At 38.2% G+C, this 25,489-nt stretch carries 25 protein-coding genes and 1 pseudogene; 24 read left to right on the top strand and 2 right to left on the bottom strand.

The genetic code is table 11. The features are described from left to right. Positions 1–72: 72 nt before the first annotated feature. Positions 73–1,614, bottom strand: a complete 1,542-nt coding sequence (locus DS742_RS08620; RefSeq protein WP_117416586.1) for a bifunctional glycosyltransferase/class I SAM-dependent methyltransferase — start codon at positions 1,612–1,614, stop codon at positions 73–75. 279 nt (positions 1,615–1,893) lie between these two features. Here DS742_RS08620 and DS742_RS08615 point away from each other — a divergent pair, with 279 nt between their 5' ends. The 12 genes from DS742_RS08615 to DS742_RS08560 all read left to right on the top strand — a co-directional run bounded on the left by DS742_RS08615 (position 1,894) and on the right by DS742_RS08560 (position 14,643). After that, entirely contained in the window at positions 1,894–3,450 is a 1,557-nt protein-coding gene (locus tag DS742_RS08615) for a flotillin family protein (protein WP_117416682.1), read from the top strand. Between the two features lie 241 nt (positions 3,451–3,691). Then, positions 3,692–5,416 (top strand): contractile injection system protein, VgrG/Pvc8 family, encoded by a 1,725-nt coding sequence (locus tag DS742_RS08610; RefSeq protein ID WP_117416585.1) that lies wholly within the window; start codon positions 3,692–3,694, stop codon positions 5,414–5,416. Between the two features lie 13 nt (positions 5,417–5,429). Then, positions 5,430–5,639, top strand: a complete 210-nt coding sequence (locus DS742_RS08605) for a hypothetical protein (RefSeq protein ID WP_147325742.1) — start codon at positions 5,430–5,432, stop codon at positions 5,637–5,639. Positions 5,640–5,649: 10 nt separating this feature from the next. Further along, a complete protein-coding gene (locus DS742_RS08600; protein WP_117416583.1) occupies positions 5,650–6,264 on the top strand; it encodes a hypothetical protein in 615 nt (204 codons plus the stop codon). After that, the gene (locus tag DS742_RS08595; RefSeq protein WP_117416582.1) at positions 6,251–6,760 is read left to right on the top strand and encodes a hypothetical protein; all 510 of its coding nucleotides are present in this window, start codon (positions 6,251–6,253) and stop codon (positions 6,758–6,760) included. The genes DS742_RS08600 and DS742_RS08595 overlap by 14 nt, the downstream gene beginning before the upstream one ends. A gap of 6 nt (positions 6,761–6,766) precedes the next feature. Further along, on the top strand, positions 6,767–7,918 hold the full coding sequence (locus tag DS742_RS08590; protein WP_117416581.1) for a PAAR-like protein: 1,152 nt from the start codon (positions 6,767–6,769) through the stop codon (positions 7,916–7,918). A gap of 2 nt (positions 7,919–7,920) precedes the next feature. Continuing rightward, positions 7,921–10,593 (top strand): hypothetical protein, encoded by a 2,673-nt coding sequence (locus DS742_RS29220; RefSeq protein WP_205692747.1) that lies wholly within the window; start codon positions 7,921–7,923, stop codon positions 10,591–10,593. A gap of 13 nt (positions 10,594–10,606) precedes the next feature. Beyond that, a complete protein-coding gene (locus DS742_RS08580; RefSeq protein ID WP_117416580.1) occupies positions 10,607–10,957 on the top strand; it encodes an SMI1/KNR4 family protein in 351 nt (116 codons plus the stop codon). 12 nt (positions 10,958–10,969) lie between these two features. After that, the gene (locus tag DS742_RS08575) at positions 10,970–11,530 is read left to right on the top strand and encodes an RNA 2'-phosphotransferase (protein ID WP_117416579.1); all 561 of its coding nucleotides are present in this window, start codon (positions 10,970–10,972) and stop codon (positions 11,528–11,530) included. 1,014 nt (positions 11,531–12,544) lie between these two features. After that, positions 12,545–13,771 (top strand): IS110 family RNA-guided transposase, encoded by a 1,227-nt coding sequence (locus DS742_RS08570; protein WP_117416578.1) that lies wholly within the window; start codon positions 12,545–12,547, stop codon positions 13,769–13,771. Positions 13,772–13,894: 123 nt separating this feature from the next. Further along, positions 13,895–14,248, top strand: coding sequence for a hypothetical protein (locus DS742_RS08565; protein WP_117416577.1), 354 nt, complete (start codon positions 13,895–13,897; stop codon positions 14,246–14,248). Then, positions 14,248–14,643 carry a hypothetical protein gene (locus DS742_RS08560; protein ID WP_117416576.1) on the top strand — a complete coding sequence of 132 codons (396 nt, stop codon included), beginning with the start codon at positions 14,248–14,250 and terminating at the stop codon, positions 14,641–14,643. Before DS742_RS08565 ends, DS742_RS08560 begins: the two co-directional genes overlap by 1 nt. Positions 14,644–14,927: 284 nt before the next feature. Here DS742_RS08560 and DS742_RS08555 read toward each other — a convergent pair whose 3' ends face one another. Then, positions 14,928–16,142 carry an IS256 family transposase gene (locus DS742_RS08555; protein ID WP_117416575.1) on the bottom strand — a complete coding sequence of 405 codons (1,215 nt, stop codon included), beginning with the start codon at positions 16,140–16,142 and terminating at the stop codon, positions 14,928–14,930. A gap of 1,012 nt (positions 16,143–17,154) precedes the next feature. On the opposite strand from DS742_RS08555, the gene DS742_RS29890 reads away from it, so the two are divergent. The 12 genes and pseudogenes from DS742_RS29890 (at position 17,155) to DS742_RS08505 (ending at position 25,106) form a co-directional block, all read left to right on the top strand. Next, positions 17,155–17,757, top strand: a complete 603-nt coding sequence (locus DS742_RS29890; RefSeq protein WP_242996431.1) for an IS110 family transposase — start codon at positions 17,155–17,157, stop codon at positions 17,755–17,757. Next, positions 17,694–18,374 carry a transposase gene (locus DS742_RS29885; RefSeq protein ID WP_242996430.1) on the top strand — a complete coding sequence of 227 codons (681 nt, stop codon included), beginning with the start codon at positions 17,694–17,696 and terminating at the stop codon, positions 18,372–18,374. Before DS742_RS29890 ends, DS742_RS29885 begins: the two co-directional genes overlap by 64 nt. Positions 18,375–18,511: 137 nt before the next feature. After that, the gene (locus DS742_RS08545) at positions 18,512–18,979 is read left to right on the top strand and encodes a hypothetical protein (RefSeq protein WP_117416574.1); all 468 of its coding nucleotides are present in this window, start codon (positions 18,512–18,514) and stop codon (positions 18,977–18,979) included. A gap of 13 nt (positions 18,980–18,992) precedes the next feature. Continuing rightward, positions 18,993–19,451, top strand: coding sequence for a hypothetical protein (locus DS742_RS08540; RefSeq protein WP_117416573.1), 459 nt, complete (start codon positions 18,993–18,995; stop codon positions 19,449–19,451). A 239-nt stretch (positions 19,452–19,690) separates the two neighbouring features. Then, complete coding sequence (locus tag DS742_RS08535; RefSeq protein WP_117416572.1) at positions 19,691–19,948, top strand: hypothetical protein; 258 nt, start codon at positions 19,691–19,693, stop codon at positions 19,946–19,948. Between the two features lie 379 nt (positions 19,949–20,327). Then, entirely contained in the window at positions 20,328–21,554 is a 1,227-nt protein-coding gene (locus tag DS742_RS08530) for an IS110 family RNA-guided transposase (protein ID WP_117416681.1), read from the top strand. A 146-nt stretch (positions 21,555–21,700) separates the two neighbouring features. Then, complete coding sequence (locus tag DS742_RS08525; RefSeq protein WP_117416571.1) at positions 21,701–22,174, top strand: hypothetical protein; 474 nt, start codon at positions 21,701–21,703, stop codon at positions 22,172–22,174. Then, on the top strand, positions 22,174–22,641 hold the full coding sequence (locus DS742_RS08520) for a hypothetical protein (RefSeq protein WP_117416570.1): 468 nt from the start codon (positions 22,174–22,176) through the stop codon (positions 22,639–22,641). Before DS742_RS08525 ends, DS742_RS08520 begins: the two co-directional genes overlap by 1 nt. Positions 22,642–22,706: 65 nt before the next feature. Then, positions 22,707–22,943: pseudogene (locus DS742_RS08515) on the top strand (hypothetical protein); the annotation flags it as partial. Positions 22,944–23,109: 166 nt separating this feature from the next. Continuing rightward, the gene (locus DS742_RS28765; RefSeq protein WP_170313399.1) at positions 23,110–23,262 is read left to right on the top strand and encodes a hypothetical protein; all 153 of its coding nucleotides are present in this window, start codon (positions 23,110–23,112) and stop codon (positions 23,260–23,262) included. 232 nt (positions 23,263–23,494) lie between these two features. Beyond that, positions 23,495–23,728, top strand: a complete 234-nt coding sequence (locus DS742_RS08510) for a pentapeptide repeat-containing protein (protein ID WP_117416569.1) — start codon at positions 23,495–23,497, stop codon at positions 23,726–23,728. 340 nt (positions 23,729–24,068) lie between these two features. Further along, positions 24,069–25,106: a DUF4234 domain-containing protein gene (locus tag DS742_RS08505; protein WP_170313398.1), complete on the top strand. Its 1,038-nt coding sequence runs from the start codon at positions 24,069–24,071 to the stop codon at positions 25,104–25,106. The last annotated feature ends 383 nt before the right edge of the window (positions 25,107–25,489 follow it).

Raw genomic sequence — 25,489 nt, 5'->3', positions numbered from 1 at the left:
TAAAAGGTGGTGCCGATTTCATAACGAAAATATAGTTATGAGACCGGCACCTTCCCTTTGGCACGGGCCTGTTTATTTTTTCCTCGCCCTGATTAAATACTGGTAGGCGGTAAATGCCTCCATACTGCTGGAACTGATGGAGCAGAGCTGTTCAATCAGCTTTTGCTGTTCGGGAGTGATATAAATTCTGGTAACACCAATATCTTCAATCTGGTAACCAGTCTGGGAAAACATTCGTGTGATCTCATTCCGGGTGAAGAAACGCAGATGGGTTTTATCCAGAATTCCGCTTTCCTCATAGGTCCAGTATCCGTTTAGCAGATTGCTTACTACCGAAATGTGCATGATATTGGGGATGCTTGCCAGTATGGCTCCGCCCGGCTTTAGATACCGTTTCATATTTTCCAGTACAGCCGCTGGCTGATGAAGGTGCTCTAAAACATCTCCGAAGATAATATAATCAAAATATCCGTCCTCATAGTCCAGTTTCTCCTCTACATTTCCCTGGGTGACAGGAAAGAGAAGGGAAGAGATGTTCCAGGACCCTTCATCCAGTTCAATTCCGTGGAGGGAGGCTTTGGGGTATTTCTTCCTGATGGCAAGCAGGGAGGCACCGCAGGCACAGCCTACATCTAATACATTTATAGGAGTGTCTGTGGGATCTTTAATCAGGGCCAGAATATCCGGACGGGGGAAGAGAGAATAGTTAAGCCGTACATTCCATTTTTCATAAAAATGGCTGTAGTCACTCCACCTTGCCTGATTGCTCTGCTGCAGACCAAAGGTATAAACATAGCCATGATGGCATAAAAAGGTAATTTTCTTCAATTTAAGAAGCTGAAAAGAAAAATCCTTTTCTGTTACTTCCTGTGTCAGGTAATGCTCATCAAATCCTGCGGTTTTGTCAAATAAGTCTCTGCGTATGAGAACCGTGCAGCAGGAAGGAATCAGAACCGGATCCATTTGCTCATCCCCGGGCAGGTTGTGCTCATCCGCATAAACGCTGGCCCGGTCAATGGGAGTGATAAAATCAGTCAGCCCGAAAGCAGGGCCGTTGGTAACCGCGTTGGCTGCACCAATTGATTCCTCCTTATAAAGGGACATACGTAGCTGAAACAATGCATGGGGGAGCAAAGCGGAACCTTTTCCAAGCACGAACAGATCCTCCTGTTTTTTCGTCTGTCCTATGGCTTTATTAAGTGCGGCACCAGGTGTGAGGCCTTTCACGCAAACAAGCTTAATTTCATTTTGCTCCTTCAGCCATTCAGTAACTTCCATAGACTCTTCATCATCGTGGACTATCATGGTTTTTACGTCTTCCCTGTTTAACAGGCATGTCTGTATGATGGCTTTCATCATAGTTAAGTCAGGGACAGATGGGATTAAGAGAGCAGCTTTTGCCAGCTCCGTTGAATGCTCCTTTTCCCAATCCTTTTTAATTTTAGACAGCCGTTTGGCTTCCTCCGGGCTGCTGCACAGGAACAGGCTGTGAGCGTAGCAGAGATAAGCCCGTTTAAGATTGCCGTTCTGGTGATAATAATCCCCCATTTCCTCATAAGTTTTATAGTTTCGGCTATTTTTTGCCGCTTTTTTGTGTAAATCCTGAATATTCATGAAGACTCCTTTCAAGAAATCATAATTTAGTTATGTTAGCACTCTCATACCAGTATATTCTGCTGGTACATGCCGGTGTGATAAAATCTGGTTGGGACAAACATTTGATAGAAAAAACCACAATGATAATATCAAATTCGGATAATTTATTAAGAAAAGCTTAAGTATTGTTGAATTGAAACCAAGAGTATTGTTTGTTATAATAAATAAGACTGTATTTTATGAACAGTTCGAAATATTACACCAATAGAAAGGGGAAAAGAATATATGAGTATGAGTATGATCAATATGAGTATGATTTCCACAATTATCACCGTTGTTCTTGTTGTAGTTATCCTGGGTATCCTGATGTCAGGATACGTAAAGGCTCCGCCGGATATGGCATTTATTATTTCCGGTTTAAGAAGAAAGACGGTGATCGGCAAAGCCAGCATTAAGATTCCGTTTCTTGAGCGGATTGACCGATTGAGTTTAAAGCTGATCCCGATTGACGTTAAGACATCCAATGCGGTTCCTACTGCGGATTACATTAATATCCAGGTAGATGCGGCTGTTAATGTGAAAATCAGCAGTGAGCCAGGCAAATTGTCTTTGGCAGCACAGAACTTCTTAAATCAGAATTCCGAATACATAGGCTCGGTGGCGAGAGAGGTTTTAGAAGGAAACATGCGTGAAATTGTTGGGCGCATGAGACTGGAAGAGATGGTCAGCGACCGTATGAAATTTGCAGAGCTGGTGAAGGAAAATGCCATGCCGGATCTTGCAGCCATGGGACTTGACATCGTCAGCTTTAACGTACAGAACTTTTCCGATGCCAACGGTGTTATAGATGACCTTGGTATTGACAATATTTCCCAGATTAAGAAGAAGGCAGCCATTGCAAAAGCCGAAGCGGATAAAGAGATCGCCATTGCAAAGGCATCTGCAGATAAACAGGCCAATGATGCAAGAATCAATTCGGAGCGGGAAATAGCGATCAAAAATAATGAGCTGGATATTCAGAAATCCGACTTAAAGAAAATTGCTGATGTGAAAAAGGCAGAGGCAGATGCTGCATACCAGATTCAGCAGGAAGAACAGCGTAAAACCATTGAGATCACTTCGGCTGATGCGGACATTGCCAAGCAGGAAAAAGAAGTTTTAATTAAGCAGCGGGAAGCCGAAGTTATGGAAAAATCTCTTGATGCGGAAATCAGAAAGAAAGCGGAAGCCGATAAATTTGCCAGACAGCAGAAGGCAGAAGCCGAGCTTTATGAGCGTCAGAAAAACGCGGAAGCCAAGAGGTTTGAAAAGGTTCAGGAGGCAGAAGCACAGAAGGCAAGTGCAGAAGCCGAGCGTTATACAAAAGAGCAGGAAGCCCAGGGAATCCGTATGGTGGGTGAAGCGGAAGCGGAAGCCATCAAGGCAAAGGGTCTTGCAGAAGCAGAAGCCATGGAAAAGAAAGCCCAGGCTTATCAGAAATACAACAATGCGGCTGTTGCTGAAATGATCATTAAGGTATTGCCGGAAGTGGCAGGAAAGATTGCAGAACCTCTTTCTCAGATTGATAAGATTACTATCATCGGAGGCGGAGAAGGCGGCAGCCTTGATTCTGTATCCGGCAACGTTCCTGCCGTTATGGCAAAACTGTTTGAATCCATGAAGGAAACCACTGGTATTGATTTAGGTGATATTGTAAAAGCCGGAACCTATGATGCGAAGGTAAACCGGAATATTAACATCAGTGGAGTGCCGGAGATTACCATTAAACAGGAAGACAAGACGGTGGTTCAGAAAGCAGATGCAGGAACAGATACAGGAACAGATACAGGAACAGATACAGAACCAACTATGTAATGAGGATTGCGGTATCGGAGAGAGAAACTCTGGTACCGCTTTTTTGTACCTTTTTGTGCCCAAAATGGACAGAATCTTACCAAAAATTACATTTAGAGCGTTATTTATTACATGACACGCAAAAATGTTACGAAATAAAGTATAATATTTTAAAATATATTATTTTGTAATTATTGGAACTAATTGTAATTTTATATGATTAAGGAGATTCAAAGAGACAAATTTAAAAGGAGGAAATTTTATGGCGGAATATATAAACATAAAAATCATGTTAAATTCCCAAGAAATATTTTTAATTAATCCCATGATAAATATTCAAAAAAACACAGGAGAACATACAAAACTGAAAATACAGGGGATTGTCAGGGAGAATAGCTATCGACAGCTTATTATTGCTGACACAAGTACTGATGTGCAGGTACAACTATCAGATCAGCCTGAAAATATTTTCTGGGGTATTGTAACTTATATTGATATTCAGGTTAGTGTATCTGAAGGAAAACAATATCAGGAGCTTTGTTTGGAAGCAAGGTCATTTAGCAGTTTGCTGGATAAAAATAAACAGTATCATTCTTTTCAAAAGCAGACTGCCTCATATAAGGAAATTATTGAATTTATTTTAAAAGATTACCAGGGGGCCAATTACATATTAAACCCTGAAGTATCAGGAAAATCTTTAAACCGTTTTGCAGTGCAATACAATGAGACAGACTGGGAATTTCTTAAGAGAGTAGCCTCCTTTCTTCATGTTCCGCTGGTAGCCAGTCATAATACGAAAGGTGCAAAATTTACATTTGGAGTAATTTGGAAAACTAAAGTATTCGAGATTTCCCTAGAAGATGAGTGTCAGGTAGAGATTATACATAGTTCTATTAATAAATCAGAAACAGCAGCAGATGATTATCAGGGAGAGCAGCAGTATTTTAAATGGAAGATAGATAGTCCGGAAGTTCCGGTCTTTGAAGTAGGAGACTGTGTACTTTATAAGGGAATTAAATGTTACGTTAAGAAAGCAGATGTGGTAATACAAAACCATATAATTTCACAGGAGTGTTATCTATATGGTAAAAAAGGCTTTTATGTCCCTCAAGAAAGAAATCCATATATAACAGGTTTATCGCTTCCTGGAAGTGTAAAAGAGGTGAAGAATAACCAAATAAAGGTATCACTTGATATTGATGCGTTAAATGAAAATGAATGCTGGTTTCTTTACTCTACTTTTTATTCCACCTTTTATTGCATGCCAGAGAATGGAGACAGAGTAAATTTGTATTTTCCAGACAATATAGAGAATCATGCTTTTGTATTGAATTCTGTCAGAACAGTTCCACAAAAGGCTGTAATTGATTCCGCATCTCAAAAGACAGATGGTACTTCTGGGGATACTGGAAAGCAGGCAGGAACAGATTCTGTTAAACAGATGCAGGGAACGGAAGAGACAGAAATAGACATTTCACCAATATTGGAAATGCTGGCCAATCCTCAAAATGGAAAGCTTATCAATGCTTCCGTTACCTATAAGGAGAACAATGATAAGGCATCTTCCCAGCAGCAAGGGCAGGCTGAAAATAATGGTGGGAATGCTCAAAGAGGTATGGGGGGGACCTCCGGAACAGTAGCAAAAAGTGCTCAGCCCAATTATGATTTCCAGACCCTGGCCGCTAATGAAAACACAAAGGTCCTATGTACGAAAGGTGGGAAAATGGTAATTTTAGATGACTCGAATGGCAGCGTCTCTATAGTCTGTAATGATGGGACCTTTATTGGGTTGGCAGGTTCGAATATTACGATTACCTCCAATAATAAAATAACTTTTTATGCAGCAGAAGATATTAATCTATCAGCAGGTAAAACTCTTAACATATCAGCAAAAGAAAAGATTCAGATAAATTGTGATCAGTGTGGATTGGAAATAGTACCTGAGAAGATAGGAATACAGGGTACGGATATAAAGATAAATGAATAAAGGAGCAGATGGAATGATTACGACAGGAGCAAATCCCAAACAGGCTATTATTATGTCAGAATTAAAAAATAATTTTGGAAAAAGCGTATCTAATGGAATTTTCAGTGCGGCGGGCAAGGTTTTTTTCCCAACAGGGACCCAAATGGAAAAGGCAGTGCAGAAGGGATACTATAATATCATTCAGTCCATGGTAAGCAGTCAGTGTTATAAAGACCAGAAATAGGGGGGATTTGATGCAGAAAGCGGAAGCACTGAAAATTTTTTTAGAGAAAGATGTGAAAGAAAGATCCAGAATTTTTTTATTAAGTTCCTTAGATGAGTTGAAGATAGAATTAAGACAGAAGAAGATAGAAGCTTTCGTAAATGATTTTCTTATATTGCTCAATGAATGCGAAAAATCAGGAGAATCTGTTCGTTATATTCAGCTCTCACTTGTCCGGTCAAAGGCACTTAGCAATAAGCCTTTTTATATTTTAGAAGGATATGGAAGTCTGTTTTATCTTTCACAGCCAATTGCAGTACACGAACTTAGTCTCGACTGGTTCTATGAAAAATTTAATGAATTCTGCGAAGCTGTTAAGAAGGACAGCAAGAAATATATCCTTAAGATTGGAGGAATGGAATTAGACCGCATAATTCTTGCAGAACTTATTAACTGCAACAGATTACTGAAATATCTTTTGGAGGAATCATTGGTACATATCATTAACTTGGAAGAATTTACTAAACTTAAACTATCGGAAGGAATTCAGATTCAGATAGGGGAATATAGAGGACCGTTTGAAACGATTATGGTAACCAACGAGTATACAAACAATTTAGGCAGGTGGTGGAATGGAATATTATAGAATCACGCAAAAGGATGACTGGTGGAATGTAATAAAACCTGAGGTTCCCCATGTGACTGAAATATGGGCAAGATCTGAACCATTTTTTCTGCCAGGGCTGTCAAAGGAGCCGGACGATTATTTAATGTTTTTGCCTTTTTATGATGGTGATGCATTTTTGATTTCAGACCCAGTTAAATATATTTGGAAAAAATACCAAAAAGGAGGCAGATACCGTCCATGTGCATTTGGAAGCGTAAAGCAGAGACAAATTCTGCCCTATTGTTTTATGATGCCAAGAATTCTGGAAGCAATCCACAGTGATACAGAATATTTTAAGAATGGTGATATCAGGGAACTGATTTTAAATAAAAAAATCATTGGTGCAAACCGGGTATTTGGCGTAAGATCTCTCAGACGCATCAGACTGATTGTTTCAGCAGATGTACTGGAAGAAATGATAAGAGAAAATATAACCGGATATAACTGGTCGATGGTTAAAACAAGTCAGGAGTGATTTGAGATGTCAAAAAAGTATGTAATAGAAGAAGCTCTTCTAAGCTGCCAGTATGGGAATGGTACTTGTAAATTAAAACCATGGGATGACCGTCATATTTATACTGGAGATAAGCTGATTGCCAGTGAATGTGATATTGGAAAATTGTGTTGTAATGGAACCTTTGGTTCGTGCAGGAGTCCGTTTGTGGCTTCTGTAAAGCGTGAGTACAGAGATGGATTGAAGAGTCAACAGCAGTTGGTTTTATGTAATGATATACCATGTGAGATGTCTGTAAGGCTTCAATGGCAAAATGCGAAGGAAGATGTTTTTTTAGGAGGATATAAAGCTTTACTGGATGATGGCTGGACTATTTGTGAGACGGGGTTAGGCATTATTTCACTTGTTGATTCGGGGCAGACGCAAGAAGCACTAATCCAGGAAATGCAGGAACGGCTTTTGCAATTAAACAGTATTGTTGATGACTATATTAGTAAACATGGAATTTCGCCAAAACAGAAATCTGCAATAATGGATAGTGTACTGCTGTGGAATGGATATTTAGGTCAGGACATTTGTTGGGATTATAAAAGCAATGGGACTAATCGCGAATTCTGTTCTTATTTAGAAAAAACAAACCCGCATTTATTCAATTACTTTGAACGTGGTCTTTATATTGAAGATGGGGAGAACGGACCTATTGATTTAAGTTATATGATGGGGGTTAATAAAGCTCTTAATGGAACGAAAGATGAATGGGAATGTGTATCACAGACTATTGCAGAAGACAGGGGAATGTATAACGGATATTTGGAAGCATGCCGACAGGAGCGTGGAAAAAATTCCTATGAATTTCTAAACAGTTTTTTTAACTCTTACAGTGATCCAGACTACGATAGTTATGGAAGATACCAATCATATGCCAGTTATCCGCCACAGGAATGGAGAGACAGATATTGCCTGGATCAAGGCTATGACCCAAATGAACTATCTGTTACAGAACAGAATATAGGTATTTTACACAACATGATTACAGGAAGAATACAAGATCATATGCCTTTTAACATAGAGGGAGATCCAAAGCTGGGAGAAATTGTACAAGAACAGTCAAAGAACGCGAATAAGGTTGCTGATTTATTTCTTGGAGCGCTGAGAGAAGATTTAAAGAAGGGGGAATGAACATGGAGATTCTGGAACAGGGAAGTCTGGAATTGATTGGGAAGGAATGTTTTGGTTCCCTGGCAGATGTAAGCCTGCAACAGAGTTTTGGGAAACATGGTTTTTTAAAGGCGATTGTATGGCTGAAATATGGAATAGAATGGGATGAAAACAGCAAGCAGTGGGAAGATATGCCGATTGCACTGATTCCCAGAGGTAAGGCACAGGAGCCTATATTTTCCGGAATAGTAACTTCCTCTGCATTTTCACATATTAATGGGAGACCTGTGGTAAAATTGGAGGCTTATTCCTATACGATCATAATGGACAGATTTAATAGAGATCGTTCCTTTCAACAGGAGAGTAATACATATGGCGGTTTAGTTCGCAGCATACTGTCTCCCTATCAGGCGGCATATATCTGGAATCGTGAAGGACGTGACGAACCAGTGGGAAGATTTCTGATGCAGTACCAGGAGAGCGATTGGGAATTTTTACGCAGGGTAGCATCTCTTTATGGGCACCCAATTATACCGGAAGTACGTTTTCCTGGAGCAAAGATGTTTATCGGACTGCCTGCAGGAAGAAAAGCTCAGCCTTTGGCTGCTGATCAGTACCGAATTAAAAAAAGTCTTGAAAAAACCTGCAGGAACCTGGATAATAAGACTACGGGAGGCCTTTCAGAGGGATTGGAGATAGAGGTCAAAGACAGCTATGAAAATTACTTTCTCGGAGATATTGTAGAATTTCTAAAAGTCCATTTGGTAGTAACAGCAAAGAATTCTTACCTAAAAGGCGGTCAATGGATTCATGATTATAGTTTGAGACCGTCATTGAATTGTAAAATGGAGCGGATGGATAACCTTAGACTGGCGGGAGCAGCCATATCAGGAAGGGTACTGGGAACCTCCCTGACATCTACCATGCTTGCTTTGGATACAGATATAGGGGAAGGAACTGTGGAAAGCTGGCATGTACAGCCGGTATATTATGCAGGTGGGGGAAAAGGCTACAGTGGACAGCCTGAAAAGGGTGACGGCCAGTACCTGTATTTTCCAACCATGCGGGAAGAAGACCGTTTCATTCTGGGAGGAGCAGATGCAGGAGAAGAGAGGATCTCGTCCATTGTGAGTAAGGCCTCATCTGAAGAAAAAAAGGAAGAATTGAAGAGGAAGAAAGTTTCGGCAGGAGGAGATGGTTCGGCAGCATCCCAGCCGCTTTCAAAAACAAAGAGCTGGACAACACCTGGAAATCAGAAACTGATACTGAATGGAAGCGGAGTGAGCTTGTCAAACAAAAAACAGACAAGAGTAAGTGTGAATAGGAATGGGATTAATATATCCAGTTCTGGAAATCTATCACTTGAGACAGGAAATATTCTTGGGTATGGCAAAAATATAGAAATGAATGCTAAGGAATATGTCTGGATTAATTGTGAAGAGAGCGGACTTCTTCTGTTACCAGATGCAGTTCATATGAAGGCAGAAGAGATCTACATAGAAAGCCCACAAAATGTTCCGCATGAAATTGTTAAGGAAGATGCTGTTGAGGAGATTCTGGGTATTTACGAAAAATCAAAAAAAACAATACCCCCTATATATGCTTCAGATGGAAGCATAATACGAAGAGAGGGGTATGACGATATTCTTTTCAGTGAGGAGCTGTTTCACTATTTTGAAGAAAATGTGTATGGTAAGGGTGAGTACGAGAATCCAATTGGGCAGCCAGTCCTGAATTTTTATGATAGCTGGTTGGATGAGACATATGGGAAATCTAAATTAAAGAAATTTTGGGAGCATATGAGCACTCTCGATGGATTCCAGGATATGCTTGATGTTGCAGGGATTGTTTTTGACGGAGCAGATCTTCTAAATTGCTTTATTTACGCTTGCCGGGGGAATGGCAAGGAAGCAGTACTTTCATTAATTTGTACAGCACCGCTGATCGGTGATCTGATAGGAAAAGGCGGTAAGGCGGTAATGGGAGCCAGTACAGATTTGGCTGTAAAGCTTGGAAAAGACGGAAAGAAGATAGTGGAAGGTCTGGAATTGGTATATAAAACTTCGTCAGATGGAGCCGCATTTTTGAGAAAACATATAGATGACGCTCTGGATCTTTTAAGCAGCGGCATGCACGGGGAAGATGGCTACAGACTAGCATTTGCGGGAGGGGGATATTTTGATGATGCTGGTAAGATAACATTTAGAATAGTTGATGATGGGGGCAATGTTTCATCTTATGTCAGGTATATCGATGATGTTGTGGATGGGGCGAATAGAAGTGCTAGAGATGGAAGTGCCAAAGTTGCAATTGAGGGGGCGGGTAAGAGTATTAATCCTAATGAAATCAGATTTAGCCAGAGTTCTGTAAATGGTGCAGATGATATTATTACAAGTATGAAGAAAGATGGCTGGGTTGGAGATCCAATTGATGTAGTTAAAATGCCTGATGGAAGCTATACCACTATTGATAATACAAGGGTTGCGGCAGCAAGAGAAGCTGGGATTAATGTTCAGGCTAACGTACATAATTATAACGATCCGTTGCCAAGTAATTTTGTCAACCGTTTTACAACTCCAAAGGGAGTACCATCTACGTGGGGTGAGGCTACAAACTTAAGAATACTTAAACAAAATTCAGCATTTAGAGGAAATTATCCATCGGGCTCATTTGATATGCCTAAAATGAAAAATTAAAGGAGTATTAAAAATGTTAGAAAAATTAAAAGAATATGAGAATTTACTTGGTTATAAATACCCTGATGCATATCTAAAGGTTGTTGAACTTAAATTACTTGATTTTGATAACTGGTTTTTAATGAGCTTTGAGCAATTGGTGGATCGAAGGGAAGAACTAATTAAAAGATACCCCAATAGAAATCTGGTTCCTTTTGCTGGAAGATACGATAGCGATGACATTGCATGTTTTGAAATAGATTTTGGCGAAAAAGTATTTATTGTTCACGATTATGCGACTGAAGGATTTGAAAGAAGGCAAGAATTTGATGACTTTTGGTCGTGGTTTATTAGCGCTATTAAAGAACTCATTGGAATAGAGTAAGGAAGTGAAATCATGAATTATTCAGAATTAAGTAAGGAAGTATCTTATGCTTTACGTCATGCACCATGGGAGTATGAACTGGAGATGGATGAAAACGGTGGTGTACCACTAGAGCAATTATTAGCTTCTTTACACCTAACTTCAAAATGGGAACATCTTACTGAGAAAGATTTAATGGAAATGATTGAAATATCAGAAAAGAAGCGACATGAAATTTATGATGGTAAAATCAAAGCATTTTATGGACATTCTATACCTATGAAAATTATTAAAGAAGAAAAGATGCCCCCAGAATTTTTATACCATGGAACAGCAAGAAGATTTCTAAATTCTATTAAGGAAAATGGTTTATTACCCCAAAGTAGGCAGTATGTTCATTTATCACAAGACATTGAAACGGCTGAGACAGTAGGGAAAAGGCATGATAATAAGCCATGTATTTTAATAATTGATTCCTTAAAAGCTTGGAATGATGGGATAAAGTTTTATTATGGTAATGAAAAGGTATGGTTAGCAGATATGGTACCTTACAAGTACGTTTTAGAAAATAGCAATAAAGCTTCCAATTTGTAAATTTACCAAGAGAGCATAGGAAAGGAGCTTAGAATACGGCTGGTTTCAGTTTAAATCTAAGCTCTTTTCCAGTTTATAATTTGTATCTGGTGATATTTTATGCGGTGTACCCATACAGACACCTTAGAAAACCTAAAATTTGGTTGATATCAGAGCTGTTACAGCCACCTGATAGGTGTATCTTGACCAATTTACAGCCACCTGATGAAAATGAAAGGCTATGCTGAAATCCTTATGCAGTCGGCATTGCCGGCTGCTGTGAATCGGCTGGAGCGCCATAAGGTGCACCTGCTTTTAACCTGCATCATTTTCGACCCCATGGTTCATTCCTATTTTTGTAGCAAAATAAGGGATAATCTTACAGTTCGGGAACTTGTAAATGGTTGCGATTGTGCGACCTAAGGTATGTGAAAAACTGGCTTATATGCGACATTCTTCTGAAAAAGCAACTGGAAGACGAACAGGAGGCAATAGATATCCAAACAGTTATTAGACGCAAAGGTAAAATCCTATGTTTTTTAAATTTGCCCAACGAGGTGTTTTATTGCCTGAATGGCATATATGTTCTACCATCGGTTTTAAAGGTCACACAGGGGCAATTATTTGCGACACAGGGCAAACCTAAAGTGGTCTATTGATTCTGTTCCACCAGAAAATTAGCCAGATCATCTACCCTATGGTTCATGGTGAACCATGAATTTACATCAAATAGGATCTATGGTAAAATGATGCTGCCGGGGGTTACAGGGGGAGAAAAATACTTCTTCTGTAGCTCCTTTTCTATTCTTTTTTCTGCCATTCTTTCTCCCAAAAAAAAATCCAGAAATGACTTGCAATCCATTCCATACAGAGTTAACATCAACAACCAATAATAGAAATAACTTGTCCATCCACCTATTGGTTTGTTGTAGATTGGCTGTCGCCCCCTTGCGGACTCATAAAGAGTTAACGCTGTCATCTGAGGTTGCCGGTACAGGATCTGATCGGTTGGAAATAAGATCTGGAGGGAGAGAATTGCAGAAAAGAGAAAATCTGCTTTATGTGGGGATTGACCTGCATAAGGAAAGTCATACCGCAGTGATGGTGAACTGCTGGAATGAAAAGTTAGAGGTTGTCGTCATAGAAAACAAGCCCAGTGAATTTAAAAAGCTGGCAGAAAAGGTAAACAAAAAATCCAATCATCTTGGGCTTGAACCCATTTACGGATTGGAGAATGCATACGGCTACGGCAGAAGTTTAGCTGTCTGGCTGATTGAAAAAGGTTACATTGTAAAAGATATTAATCCTGCCCTGGCATATGACCAGAGAAAAAGTGCACCTATGCTCCGTAAAAATGATGAGCATGATGCGTATTGTGTGGCAACGGTACTCATAAACCAGTTACATACTTTGCCAGATGCTAAGCCAAAAGATAACGAATGGACATTGGCTCAATTAGTAAATCGGAGAGATTTATTGGTGAAAGACGGTATTCGCTTTAAGAACGGACTCCATGAGCAGATATCCATAGCTTATCCCAGCTACAGTAAGTTCTTTAGCGAAATAGACGGGAAATGTGCCATGTATTTCTGGAAAACCTACCCATCCCCTGTTCAATTGCAGGGAAAAACGGCAGAAGACCTAACAATCGAATTTAAGGAAATATCCCGTATTGCCAAGAAAGATAAAGCGGAGTTGATTCTGGATTGTGTTCAGAATGATGGAAATACCTTTCGAGAATATCAGGAATCCAGAGATTTTATCACAACAAGTTTGGTACGGGATTTGGAACATCAAAAAGAAGAATTAGCAGGGCTTGATCAAGAAATCGAGAAAATCCTGCTTAGCTTTGATTATAAACTGACCAGTATGCCTGGAATCGGAACCTCTATTGCCAGCAAACTGATTGCAGAAATCGGAGATATCCGAAGGTTTCCCAGTGCAGACAAGCTGGCAAGATTTGCAGGAGTAGCTCCTGTAAAGTTCAGCTCTGCTGGGAAAGGCAAGGAGCAAAGCTCCAGACAAGGAAACCGCCAGTTACATGGACTGTTTTATTTCCTAGCGGTAACAATGGTTTCCAAGCCAAAGAACGGAATACCCAATCATCCGGTATTTTATGATTATTACATGCGGAAAATCGGTGAAGGAAAGACAAAGTCTCAAGCGCTGGTCTGTATCATGCGCCGTTTGGTGAATATTGTGTACGGAATGATGAAAAACAAGACAGAGTATCGGGAACCGATTCGAAAAGAAGAACAGTAATTTTTCTATTTAAAAACAGCACAAAGACGTGCTATAATTTTTTTAATTGAATAAAGATTTCTACCGTTCGTCGCATACCTCAGTACTCCACCTGAGGGGACGGGGGTTGCTGGTAAAAGTGGTTTGAGTTCTAACAATCCAGAAACATATTTACAAAAAGCATTAAAAAATCAAGGACTGGAAGATACACCAGCCCGAATGAAAGAAAACTGGATAGATGGAGATTATAAATACACTGTAAGAGTCCATGAGGGTAATTCAACATATACGGATGCAGATTCCATTTATAGAGTATCAAGAAAAAGTACAGTAGTAGATGAATTTGGTCAAGGTAGAGGATTAGAATATTTAGGAACTGATGGAAATTGGTATCAAGAGTCAGTTTTAAAAGAATTTTATAAGGATGGAAGTATAAATCCGTTATTTAATGAGAGTGCATCAAAAATGACACATATTCCTTTAGGAGGAGGCAAATAATGAATAACGAAGATTGTATAAAAGTAATAAATAAAATAAATAATTGTTTGAAAGAAAATCAATGGATGGATTTCGAAATATGTAGAATGAATGAAGGTCAAATTATATTAAGTGGTAAGTTGGATGAACTGGATGAAGAGATAATTGAGATTTCTTTTGTTCAACCATTTATGGTTTCCTGTTTAATGAAATTTTCTTATGATGATGGAGATTTTATTTCTTTAGTAGATGGGGAAGAAGCTATTGGTATAAATAGAAATTACAAAGTAGAACAAGGAAATTATATATTTAAATTATCAATTGATGATAATGACAAATCTTGTTTTATAATAGCTAAAGAAATAGATGTTAATATTACAAATGAGAGCGTAAATTTTCTTGTGTCCGGAGAGTGAACAACTATCTGGAATTGAATTAGATATGTAGTAAATTCCTATGATTCGGAACTTATTTGCAATGTCGAACATAAGTTTCTAGCAGTAGTTTCTCCTGATTCCAAATTTATATACTTTCGGACAGCAAAAATAGTCGTTACCTATAGCGTTCTTTTTGTGGGCTCTGCCCACACCCGACCTCTGGAATTATTAGGAAAAAACCGGGCATACTATAAGTACCGACGGAATAAGGAAATCATTAGGATGGTCAGACAGTTGTGGTAAACTGTCTGACCGGTTTTTCTTTATAGATATTCATTCAAGCGTTCCGGATACAATAGCATTAACTGGCTGAGTACTAAATCCCAATTCCGGTACCGCTGCGTCCATTTCTTTTTAACATTCTGACTTGCTAAATATAACATCTTCTCCAAAGAATTGTCACTGGGAAAACTACTTTTGGCTTTTGTCACTTTACGGAATTGTCGGTTGACTCCTTCAATGATATTTGTGGTATACATGATCCTTCGAATATCTTCGTTAAATCCAAAAAACGGGCGTACCACTTCCCAATTCTGTTCCCAGTTGGCTATTGCATAAGGGTATTTCTTGCCCCAAATTTCTTTCACAGTCTCCAGTTCGGATAGAGCCAGCTCTTCTGTAGGAGCCTTATAAACTGCCTTGAAATCCGCTGCAAATTTTTTAATATCTTTATAGGATACATATTTAAAAGAATTACGCAGCATATGAATAATACACCGTTGTACTTCTGCCTGGGGATAAACGGCATAAATTGCTTCTTTAAAACCAGCAAGCCCATCTACACAAAAGAACAAGACCTCCTGTACTCCGCGATTCTTTAAATCATTAAGCATACCAAGCCAGAACTTTGAGGATTCATTTGCACCTATGTTAATACTCAGGATATCTTTGTTTCCATCAAGTGTCACCCCAAGAACCACATAGGCAGCACGATTCATGATCCGACCATCTTCACGAATCTTATAGTGGATCGCATCCATGAAGATAAAGGGATAAACCGGCTCCAGAGGACGAGATTGCCACTCTTTTATTTCCGGTAAAATTTTATCTGTAATCTTACTGACCATATCCGCGGAAAGTTCTATCCCGTACAAATCATGAAGCTGGTCATGAATATCTCTGGTAGACATTCCTCTTGTATAAAGAGAAATAACCTGTTCTTCAATACCAGAAATGTCACGTTGATATTTGGGGACGATTTGGGGTTCAAACTCTCCATTTCTATCTCTGGGAATATCCAGAGTTAATTGCCCAAATTTACTTTTCACCGTTTTTGGAGAATATCCATTGCGCTTGTTATCAGTATCAGTAACTTCTTTTTTGTTTTTTTCATAACCAAGTGATGCATTAAGCTCTGCTTCCATTAATTCCTGCAACATGTCTTTAAAGCTGTCCTTAAATAAGGAGTAGATATCACCGACACTTTTAATATCGTTGTCTGCGATGATTTGCTGTAACTGTTCTTTAGCGATTGCCATAGAAAAAGCTCCCTTCTGAAAATGAATTATTTATCTAATTCATTCCCAGAAAGAAGCCATTTATTTCCAGAGACACAAAATTTATTACACTACTTTACAAATTAATGAAATAGAATTCTATTTAAGGAGTCGTTAATAACCCCGTTAATCTTTTGCATATATGGGCATTCCCTGTAAGTGCGACCCCAGTTTCGACCCCAATGCTAAAAATCCGACCCCTATAAAAAATCCTCTCAGCCCGCATTGCGGGCTGATGTAATCTGAGCCAGGGAAGTTTTTGACCCCGGCTCTTTAACCTGCATCATTTTCGACCCCATGGTTCATCCCTGCTTTTGAAGCAAAATAGACTGAAAATCTTTCAGTTCAGAATTTTATAAATGGTTGCGAATGTGCGACTTGGAGAATATAAAAACTGGCATATATGCGACATTTTTCTGTAAAAGCAACATGAAAACGAACAGTAGGTAACAGTAATCCAAGCACTTAGCAGGTAAAAGAGGAAAATCCATCTTTTTCAGATTTGCCCAACGAGGTGTTTAATTGCCTGGATGGCATATATGTTCCACCATCGGTTTTAAAGGTCACACAGAGGCAATATTTTGTGATACAGGGCAAACCAGAAGTGGTATATTAATTCTATTTCACCAGAAGCTTAGCCAAATCATTTACCCCATGGTTCATGGTGAACCATGAATTTACATCAAACTGGTTCTATGGTAAAATGGTGCTGCCGGGGGTTTCAGGGGGTAAAAAAATACTCTTTCTGTGGCTCCCGTTTCTAATCTTTTTTCTGCCGTTTCTTCTCCTAAAAACAAATCCAGAAATGACTTGCAATCCATTTCATACAGAGTTAACATCAACAACCAATAAAAGAAATAACTTGTCCTACCACCCATTGGTTTGTTGTAGATAGGCTGTCGCCCCCTTGCGGACTCATAAAGAGTTAACGCTGTCATCTGAGGTTGCCGGTACGGGAACTGATTGGTTGGAAACAAGAACTGGAGGGAGAGAATTGCAGAAAAGAGAAAATCTGCTTTATGTAGGGATTGACCTGCATAAGGAAAGTCATACCGCAGTGATGGTGAACTGCTGGAATGAAAAGTTAGAGGTAGTCGTCATAGAAAACAAGCCCAGTGAATTTAGAAAGCTGGCAGAAAAGGTAAACAGAAAATCCAATCACCTTGGGCTTGAACCCATTTACGGATTGGAGAATGCATACGGCTACGGCAGAAGTTTAGCTGTCTGGCTGATTGAAAAAGGTTACATTGTAAAAGACATTAATCCAGCTCTGGCTTATGACCAGAGAAAAAGTGCACCTATGCTCCGTAAAAATGATGAGCATGATGCGTATTGTGTTGCAACGGTTTTAATTAACCAATTACATACTTTGCCGAATGCAAAGCCAAAAGATAACGAATGGACGTTGTCACAACTGGTAAATCGAAGAGATTTACTGGTGAAAGACGGTATTCGGTTTAAGAACGGACTCCATGAGCAGATATCCATGGCGTATCCTAGCTACAGTAAGTTCTTTAGCGAGATAGACGGAAAATGTGCCATGTATTTCTGTACCCATCCCCTGTTCATTTGCAGGGAAAGACGTCAGAAGACCTAACAATCGAATTTAAGGAAATAGCTCGTATTTCCAAGAAAGATAAGGCAGAATTAATTCTGGATTGTGTTCAAAATGATGGAAATACCCTACGGGAATATCAGGAATCCAGAGATTTTATTACAACAAGTCTGGTACGGGACTTGGAGCATCAGAAAGAAGAATTGGCAGGGCTTGATAAAGAAATCGAGAAAATCCTGCTTAGTTTTGATTACAAACTGACCAGCATGCCAGGTATCGGAACTTCAATAGCAAGTAAGTTGATTGCAGAAATCGGAGATATCCGAAGGTTTCACAATGCAGATAAGCTGGCAAGATTTGCAGGAGTAGCTCCTGTAAAGTTCAGTTCTGCCGGGAAAGGAAAGGAGCAAAGTTCCAGACAGGGAAACCGCCAGTTGCATGGATTGTTTTATTTCCTGGCAGTAACCATGGTTTCCAAGCCAAAGAACGGAATACCCAATCACCCGGTATTTTATGACTATTACATGAGAAAAATCGGTGAAGGAAAGACAAAGTCTCAAGCGCTGGTCTGTATCATGCGTCGTTTGGTGAACATTGTGTATGGAATGATGAAAAACAAGACGGAATACCGTGAACCAATTCGAGAAGAGGAACAGTAATTTTTCTATTTAAAAACAGCACAAAGACGTGCTATAATTTTTTAATTGAATAAAGATTTTTACCATTCGTCTGATATCTCAGTACTCCACCTGAGGGGACGGGGGTTGCTGGTAAAAGTAGTCTAAAGACTACTGAAGTGACACCACCAGGTTCTAGTCATCCTGTAAAAGTTTATACTGATGGTAATGCACAGATTAATACAGGTAAAATTGATACATATATGAGAGGAAAAGTTGAATTAGATGTTGATGCTGTTAAATCACGAATAAATGAGTTGAAAAATATAAAGAAAACTAATCCAGAAATCTTTAATAAAAATATGAAAAATGAGCTTAAATCGATTGAAGATAAACTGCACAATTATCAGAGATCACAGGAAATGAGCAAAACACTAAATAATGCTGGCATATTGGACAATGCTGAGAATAATCAGATGATAGCTGAAGAGTTATTAGAAGCAGCTAAGTCTGCAAAGATCGGTAATACGGAAATTATAAGTTATATTGAAGGATCTACTGGAAATATTCAAGTCGTTAGCAGATGGAAGATATTAGATGATGGTACGCCTTATTTGGCTACAGTAATACTAAAACCTATTAAATAATGGAGGTTGTTGTATGGAAGATGAATTAGAATATATCAAAAGATTGGAGACAAGTAAGTTAATTGAAATAATACAAGATATTTTTGGATTTGAGGAAACTAGTGCAGCATTGCTTGAGTTATATAATAGAGATATTAATAAAACCCTTGAATTAGGTATAGATATTCTTGAAAATAATAAGGGTGATGATTATTTGCAAGCTACCGTTTTTGATATTATATATGATATTAATCCGATGAAAACATTGGGCTGCATCTACAAACGAAAAGCTGATATTGGAGTAGTACTATTAGGAGATATAATGTCTGAAGTATCTATTGATATTTATAAAAAGACAAATATTCAAATACCAGATGAGTTATTAAATTTATTATTGGAAAGATATCATAATTTAGATGAATTTGAACAAAATAAAATAATTGATTATTTTACAGAATTTGAAGAGAACATTAATGCTAGGGGTCGTACGTGACTCCGTAAATCTTCTGCATTAATGGGAATTTCTTGCGCTTACGACCACGCTTACGACCCCAATGCCAGAATTCCGACCCCGATAAAAAAGTCCTATCAGCCCGCATTGCGGGCTGATGTAAGCTGAGTCGGGGAAGTTTTTGACCCCAGCTCTTTAACCTGCATCATTTTCGACCCCATGGTTCATCCCTGCTTTTGAAGCAAAATAAGGCGAGTATTTACCAGTTCAGGAATTTATAAATGGTTGCGATTGTGCGACTTGAGGGATATGAAAAACTGGCCTATATGCGATATTTTTCTGAAAAAGCAACAGGAAGACGAACAGGAGGCAATAGCAATCCAAACAGTTATCAGGTGCAACGGAAAAAGCCTATGTTTTTTAGAGTTGCCAACAAGGCTTTTCATCGCCTGAATGGCATACATGTTCTACCATCGTATTTAAAGGTCACACAGGGGCAATATCTTGCGACACAGGGCAAACTGAAAGTGGTATATTAATTCTGATTTGATCAGAAACTTAGCCAGATCATCTACCCTATGGTTCATGGTGAACCATGAATTTACAGCAAAAGGGTTCTATGGTAAAATGGTGCTGCCGGGGGTTACAGGGGGTAAAAAAACACTCTTTCTGTGGCTCCCGTTTCTATTCTTTTTTCTGCCTTTTCTTCTCCTAAAAACAAATACAGAAATGACTTGCAATCCATTCCATACAGAGTTAACATCAACAACCAATAAAAGAAATAACTTGTCCTACCACCCATTGGTTTGTTGTAGATTGGCTGTCGCCCCCTTGCGGACTCGTGAAGAGTTAACGCTGTCATCTGAGGTTGCCGGTACAGGAACTGATCGGATGGAAACAAGATTTGGAGGGAGAGAATTGCAGAAAAGAGAAAATCTGCTTTATGTAGGAATTGACCTGCATAAGGAAAGTCATACCGCAGTAATGGTGAACTGCTGGAATGAAAAGTTAGAGGTAGTCGTCATAGAAAACAAGCCCAGTGAATTTAAAAAGCTGGCAGAAAAGGTGAACAGAAAATCCCGTCATCTTGGGCTTGAACCCATTTATGGATTGGAAAATGCTTATGGCTACGGCAGAAGCTTAGCTGTCTGGTTGATTGAAAGAGGATATGTTGTAAAAGACATTAATCCTGCCCTGGCTTATGACCAGAGAAAAAGTGCACCCATGTTACGCAAAAATGATGAGCATGATGCGTATTGTGTGGCAACGGTTTTGATTAACCAGTTGCATACGTTGCCGGATGCAAAGCCAAAAGATAACGAATGGACGTTGTCACAACTGGTAAATCGGAGAGATTTACTGGTCAAAGACGGAATCCGGTTTAAGAACGGACTCCATGAGCAGATATCCATGGCATACCCCAGCTACAGTAAGTTTTTCAGCGAGATAGACGGGAAATGTGCCATGTATTTCTGGAAAGCCTACCCATCCCCTGTTCATTTGCAGGGTAAGACAGCAGAAGAACTAACAATCGAATTTAAGGAAATATCCCGTATTGCCAAGAAAGATAAAGCGGAGCTGATTCTAGATTGCGTTCAGAATGATGGAAATACCTTTCGGGAATATCAGGAATCCAGAGATTTTATCACAACAAGTCTGGTACGGGACTTGGAACATCAGAAAGAAGAATTGGCAGGACTTGATCAAGAAATCGAAAAGATCCTGCTTAGTTTTGATTATAAACTAACCAGTATGCCAGGAATTGGAACTTCCATAGCCAGTAAGCTGATTGCAGAAATCGGAGATATCCGAAGATTTCCCAGTGCAGACAAACTGGCAAGATTTGCAGGAGTGGCACCTGTAAAGTTCAGTTCTGCCGGAAAAGGCAAGGAACAAAGCTCCAGACAAGGAAACCGTCAGTTACATGGACTTTTTTATTTCCTGGCGGTAACAATGGTTTCCAAGCCAAAGAACGGAATACCCAATCATCCAGTATTTTATGAGTATTACATGCGAAAAATCGGTGAAGGAAAGACAAAGTCTCAGGCATTGGTCTGTATCATGCGCCGTTTGGTGAACATTGTGTACGGAATGATGAAAAATAAGACGGAATATCTGGAACCGATTCCAAAAGAAGAACAGTAATTTTTTTATTAAAAACAGAACAAAGACGTGCTATAATTTTTTTAATTGAATACAAAAAATCACCGTTTGTCGCATATCTCAGTACTCCACCTGAGGGGACGGGTGAGGCTGGTAAAAGTTCTTTAAATATTGTAAAAGAAACAGATATGTTTGTAGATTATGTCAATGAATCAGGTACAGTAATACGAGTTCCAAAACAAACATCACAATCTATTGCTGATTCAATAAGTAAGAATTTAGATAGTGCAGATATTGGAGTAAGTACAGAGGCAAAAGTAGCAGATTTCATAAAAAATAATACTGATGCCACAATAACAGATTTTGGTAATAAAATTAAGTCTTCTAATGGAAATCTTTTGGGAGATATTGATGTTGCAACAGAAAATAGCCTAATTGAAGTAAAAGCATCAATTTCATCGGTAAAAGAAAAGCAATTATATAAGTATATTGATAGTACTAAAAATACATATATAAATACTGGGAACAAGCAGGCTATATTGTATATTGGTGAACCTATAGATATGGCTAATCCGAATAATGTGAAATTGCTAGAACGGATAAAAGATATGGGTGTTACTGTTGTTAATGATATAAATGAATTGAAAGGAATGGTTAAGTAATGGGGTTATCTGGAATACTTTTAAAGAAGAAGGAGAAATTTGACTTTGATAAGTTAATATATGATATCAGGTGTGCAGCTAACAAAGCAAGTATTATTTGTTTAGATGGAATGGAATATGAAAAGAATAATAATGGAACATATGAATATGTAACATTTGTTCTTAAAGATACTGAAGTGGAGACTGATAATCAATTTATCATGTATGTGTATAATGATGTTCATAATATGGTAGATGGAATGTTTAATTTTATTGATGAGAAAAATAACTATCAGCAATGTATAAATATTGAGGATTTTAGGTCATGTAAAATGCTCTTAAATTTTATATATGAGTATTTGAAATTAAATTTGGACGACATATTTTATGATGAATTAAAATGGCATTATACATTCATGGATATTGAAAAAATAGCTAAGAGTGAGAATTTTGACTCAGAATGGTGTTATAAAAATCCACGTGAATAGAAAACTATCAGATTGATTAAAAAACCTTTTTAAAGGAGTTAAAGTAGGGTAAAGAATCGAATTAAGGGAACCGACAATTGCATGGACTGTTCTATTTCCTGGCAGTGACCATGGTGTCAAAACCAAAGAATGGAGCACCCAATCATCCGATATTTTACGAGTATTACATGCGAAAAATCGGCGAAGGAAAAACAAAGTCTCAGGCACTGGTCTGTATCATGCGCCGATTGGTAAACATTGTTTACGGAATGATGAAAAATAAGACAGAATATCGGGAACCGATATGGGAAGAAGAACAGTAGTTTTTCCTTAAAAATAGCACGAAGATGTTCTATACTTTTTTTAATCGAATATAAAACTTCACTGTTCGTCGCATATCTCAGTACTCCACCTGAGGGGGCGGGTAAACCGCTATATGACATAGAAGGTAATTATACAGGCGGTAGAACTTCCACTGAGTTAGATTCTTTGGCTAAAGATCCAGCACATACAGGTTCAAATAGACCAATAGATATTGAAAAAGGAATACATGAACGTACAGTTGGACTAAATGTAGAAGAAAGTGGAAAAATCAAAGGACCTATTGTAAGAGATCCTTCTGGAAAAGCAGAATTTTTTTGACGCCAATGGTCAAGCGTGGGATGTTAAATCATTTAATTCTAACTTTAAACCTAAAAAAGGAGGATATACACTAGAAAGTTCACTTAGATCTATTAATAAATCTTTAAGTGAAGGTGAATTTGTGATTCTTGATACATCAAATTTAAGTTCATTGCATAAGGCTGAACTTCTTGAGAAGCTTTCAGATTTAAATTTGATGGATAAAATAGTTACTTGGCCATAAGGAGGTTATATGGATTTAATTACCAATCTTCAAAAATATACGGAATATTCTTTAGGAAAAACAAAAGAGAAATGTAGTTTAATTTATCAGGATGTTACCATAAATAATATTGATTTTTCTCCATATGATTTGAATAACAGTAGCTTTTTAGAGATTACATTTAATAATTGTGATTTTTCAAAAGTTTATTTAAGCGGTGCTTCTCTTTGCGGTAGTATTTTTAATCAGAGAGCTGGTGGATAATAGACAGTGATGGAATACCATATTGCAGCACTATTATATTAAAAGCAGTAAAATGATGAAAGGGGAATCAAAAATGGAGGATGAATATGGTTATATAAGAGACAAAAGTACAGAAGAGTTAATAACTATTATAGAAAAAAATTTGATATGGATGTAACTGTTGAAGCAATGATAGAATTGTCAGACAGAGATGAGAGAAAAACTTTAGAATTGGGAATAAAACTGTTGAAAAACAATGAAGGTGATACATACTTTCAAGCATTTTCAAAGTGCATAGACACTTAGTCAAGTGCGAAGTTTGAGTAAATTATATTATAAATGAGATGAGGAGAATTAAGTGGTGAAAAAACGTAATTACTTGCTGTGTGTTTTACTGACGATATTAACTTTGGGGTTGTACGGATTTTATTGGCTTGTGCAGATTACTGACACGGTTAATGAACTTGCAAAGCCTGATAAAAAGACATCGGGCATAAAATCTTTGCTGTTTGAACTGATTACCTGTGGAATCTATATCTATTTTTGGTCTTGGAAAATTGGTATTGTGCTGGATCAGGAAAGGAGCAAAGCAGGGTTGCCTCCTAAAAATTTGAAGCTGTTATTTCTGATTTTGACATTCTTTGCTTGGCCGGTTTCTATGGCATTGATGCAGAAGGAAATTAATGAAATAGGCGGTATTCCTGAGCAAAATGCTTCCTTATATGATGTGCAGCAGAACACAAGCAACAGAATAATGAGATGGATCACCTCTATAGCAGGAACTTTTGCGGCTTTATTGTTCCTACTTGTCTCCCAAATCTTGAAACTGGGATTTGTACAGAAAAATGGTATGAGAAAGGGGGTGGGATATGGTATCACCTTATGGATAAAAGATACCTTTACATATAATCCCTTTTCCTTCAGTCTAATTCTCACAGCCATCTGCATACTGGTTATTAGTTGTTTATTTCTGGGACCATGTTATGGAGGGAAAAAAAGCAGGGCCGTCAGTATAGTAGCGATTACAGCCATGATACTCTTATCCGTGTCTCTTTTTATAAATGGTGTTTATTACAAGCCGTTCTACATGGAATTTCGTTTCCTTAGTTCTTTGTTTATATGTAATATTGTTATGATTAGCAGTATGCTGGTAGCTGGGCTAGGTGCGGCAGTATTTTGTTGTATAGAATTTATGATTTCTTTATCAATAAATAAACTGCGTTCGGTTTTCCTTGCTGCGACCACTGTCTTTTTTGGAATTACATCAGTGGGTATTACCGTTATAGTATTGCTCCAACACAGAATCTATGTAGTGCCCGGTTATTTATTTCTTTTTGGGTTTCCATTCCTGTTGCTTGCAATATCGCAGCTTTCCGGATGCATAAAGAGAAACTTTTGAATCAATTCCTTATAAAACGAGGAATTATAAAAGACTATTTTTAGATCATACCCTGATAAGTTTAGACCCAGTGTTAAGACTAGAAATGACTTGCAATCCATTTGATACTGAGTTTACATCAACAACCAATAAAAGAAATAACTTGTACTTTCGTCTATTGGTTTGTTGTAGATTGGCAGTCGTCCCCTTGTGGACTCAATAAGAGTTAATTGGGTTGTTAAAAACAATTTGATTACGCTAAGAGTTTTACCACAAGTTTTTAATATTAAATAAGATTTAAAAACAAGATGAAACTAGATTTAATGGTTTGTAATTTAAATGTGCACAGTAGTTATATATGTTCCTAAACTACTGTGCTTTTGTTGTATCTCGGTACAATAAAA

It is taken from the genome of Lacrimispora amygdalina (assembly GCF_003432035.1).
Taxonomy (GTDB): Bacteria; Bacillota; Clostridia; order Lachnospirales; family Lachnospiraceae; genus Lacrimispora; species Lacrimispora amygdalina.
The sequence above is the reverse complement of the archived record's forward strand: the minus strand, read 5'-3'. Positions and strand labels throughout refer to the sequence as shown.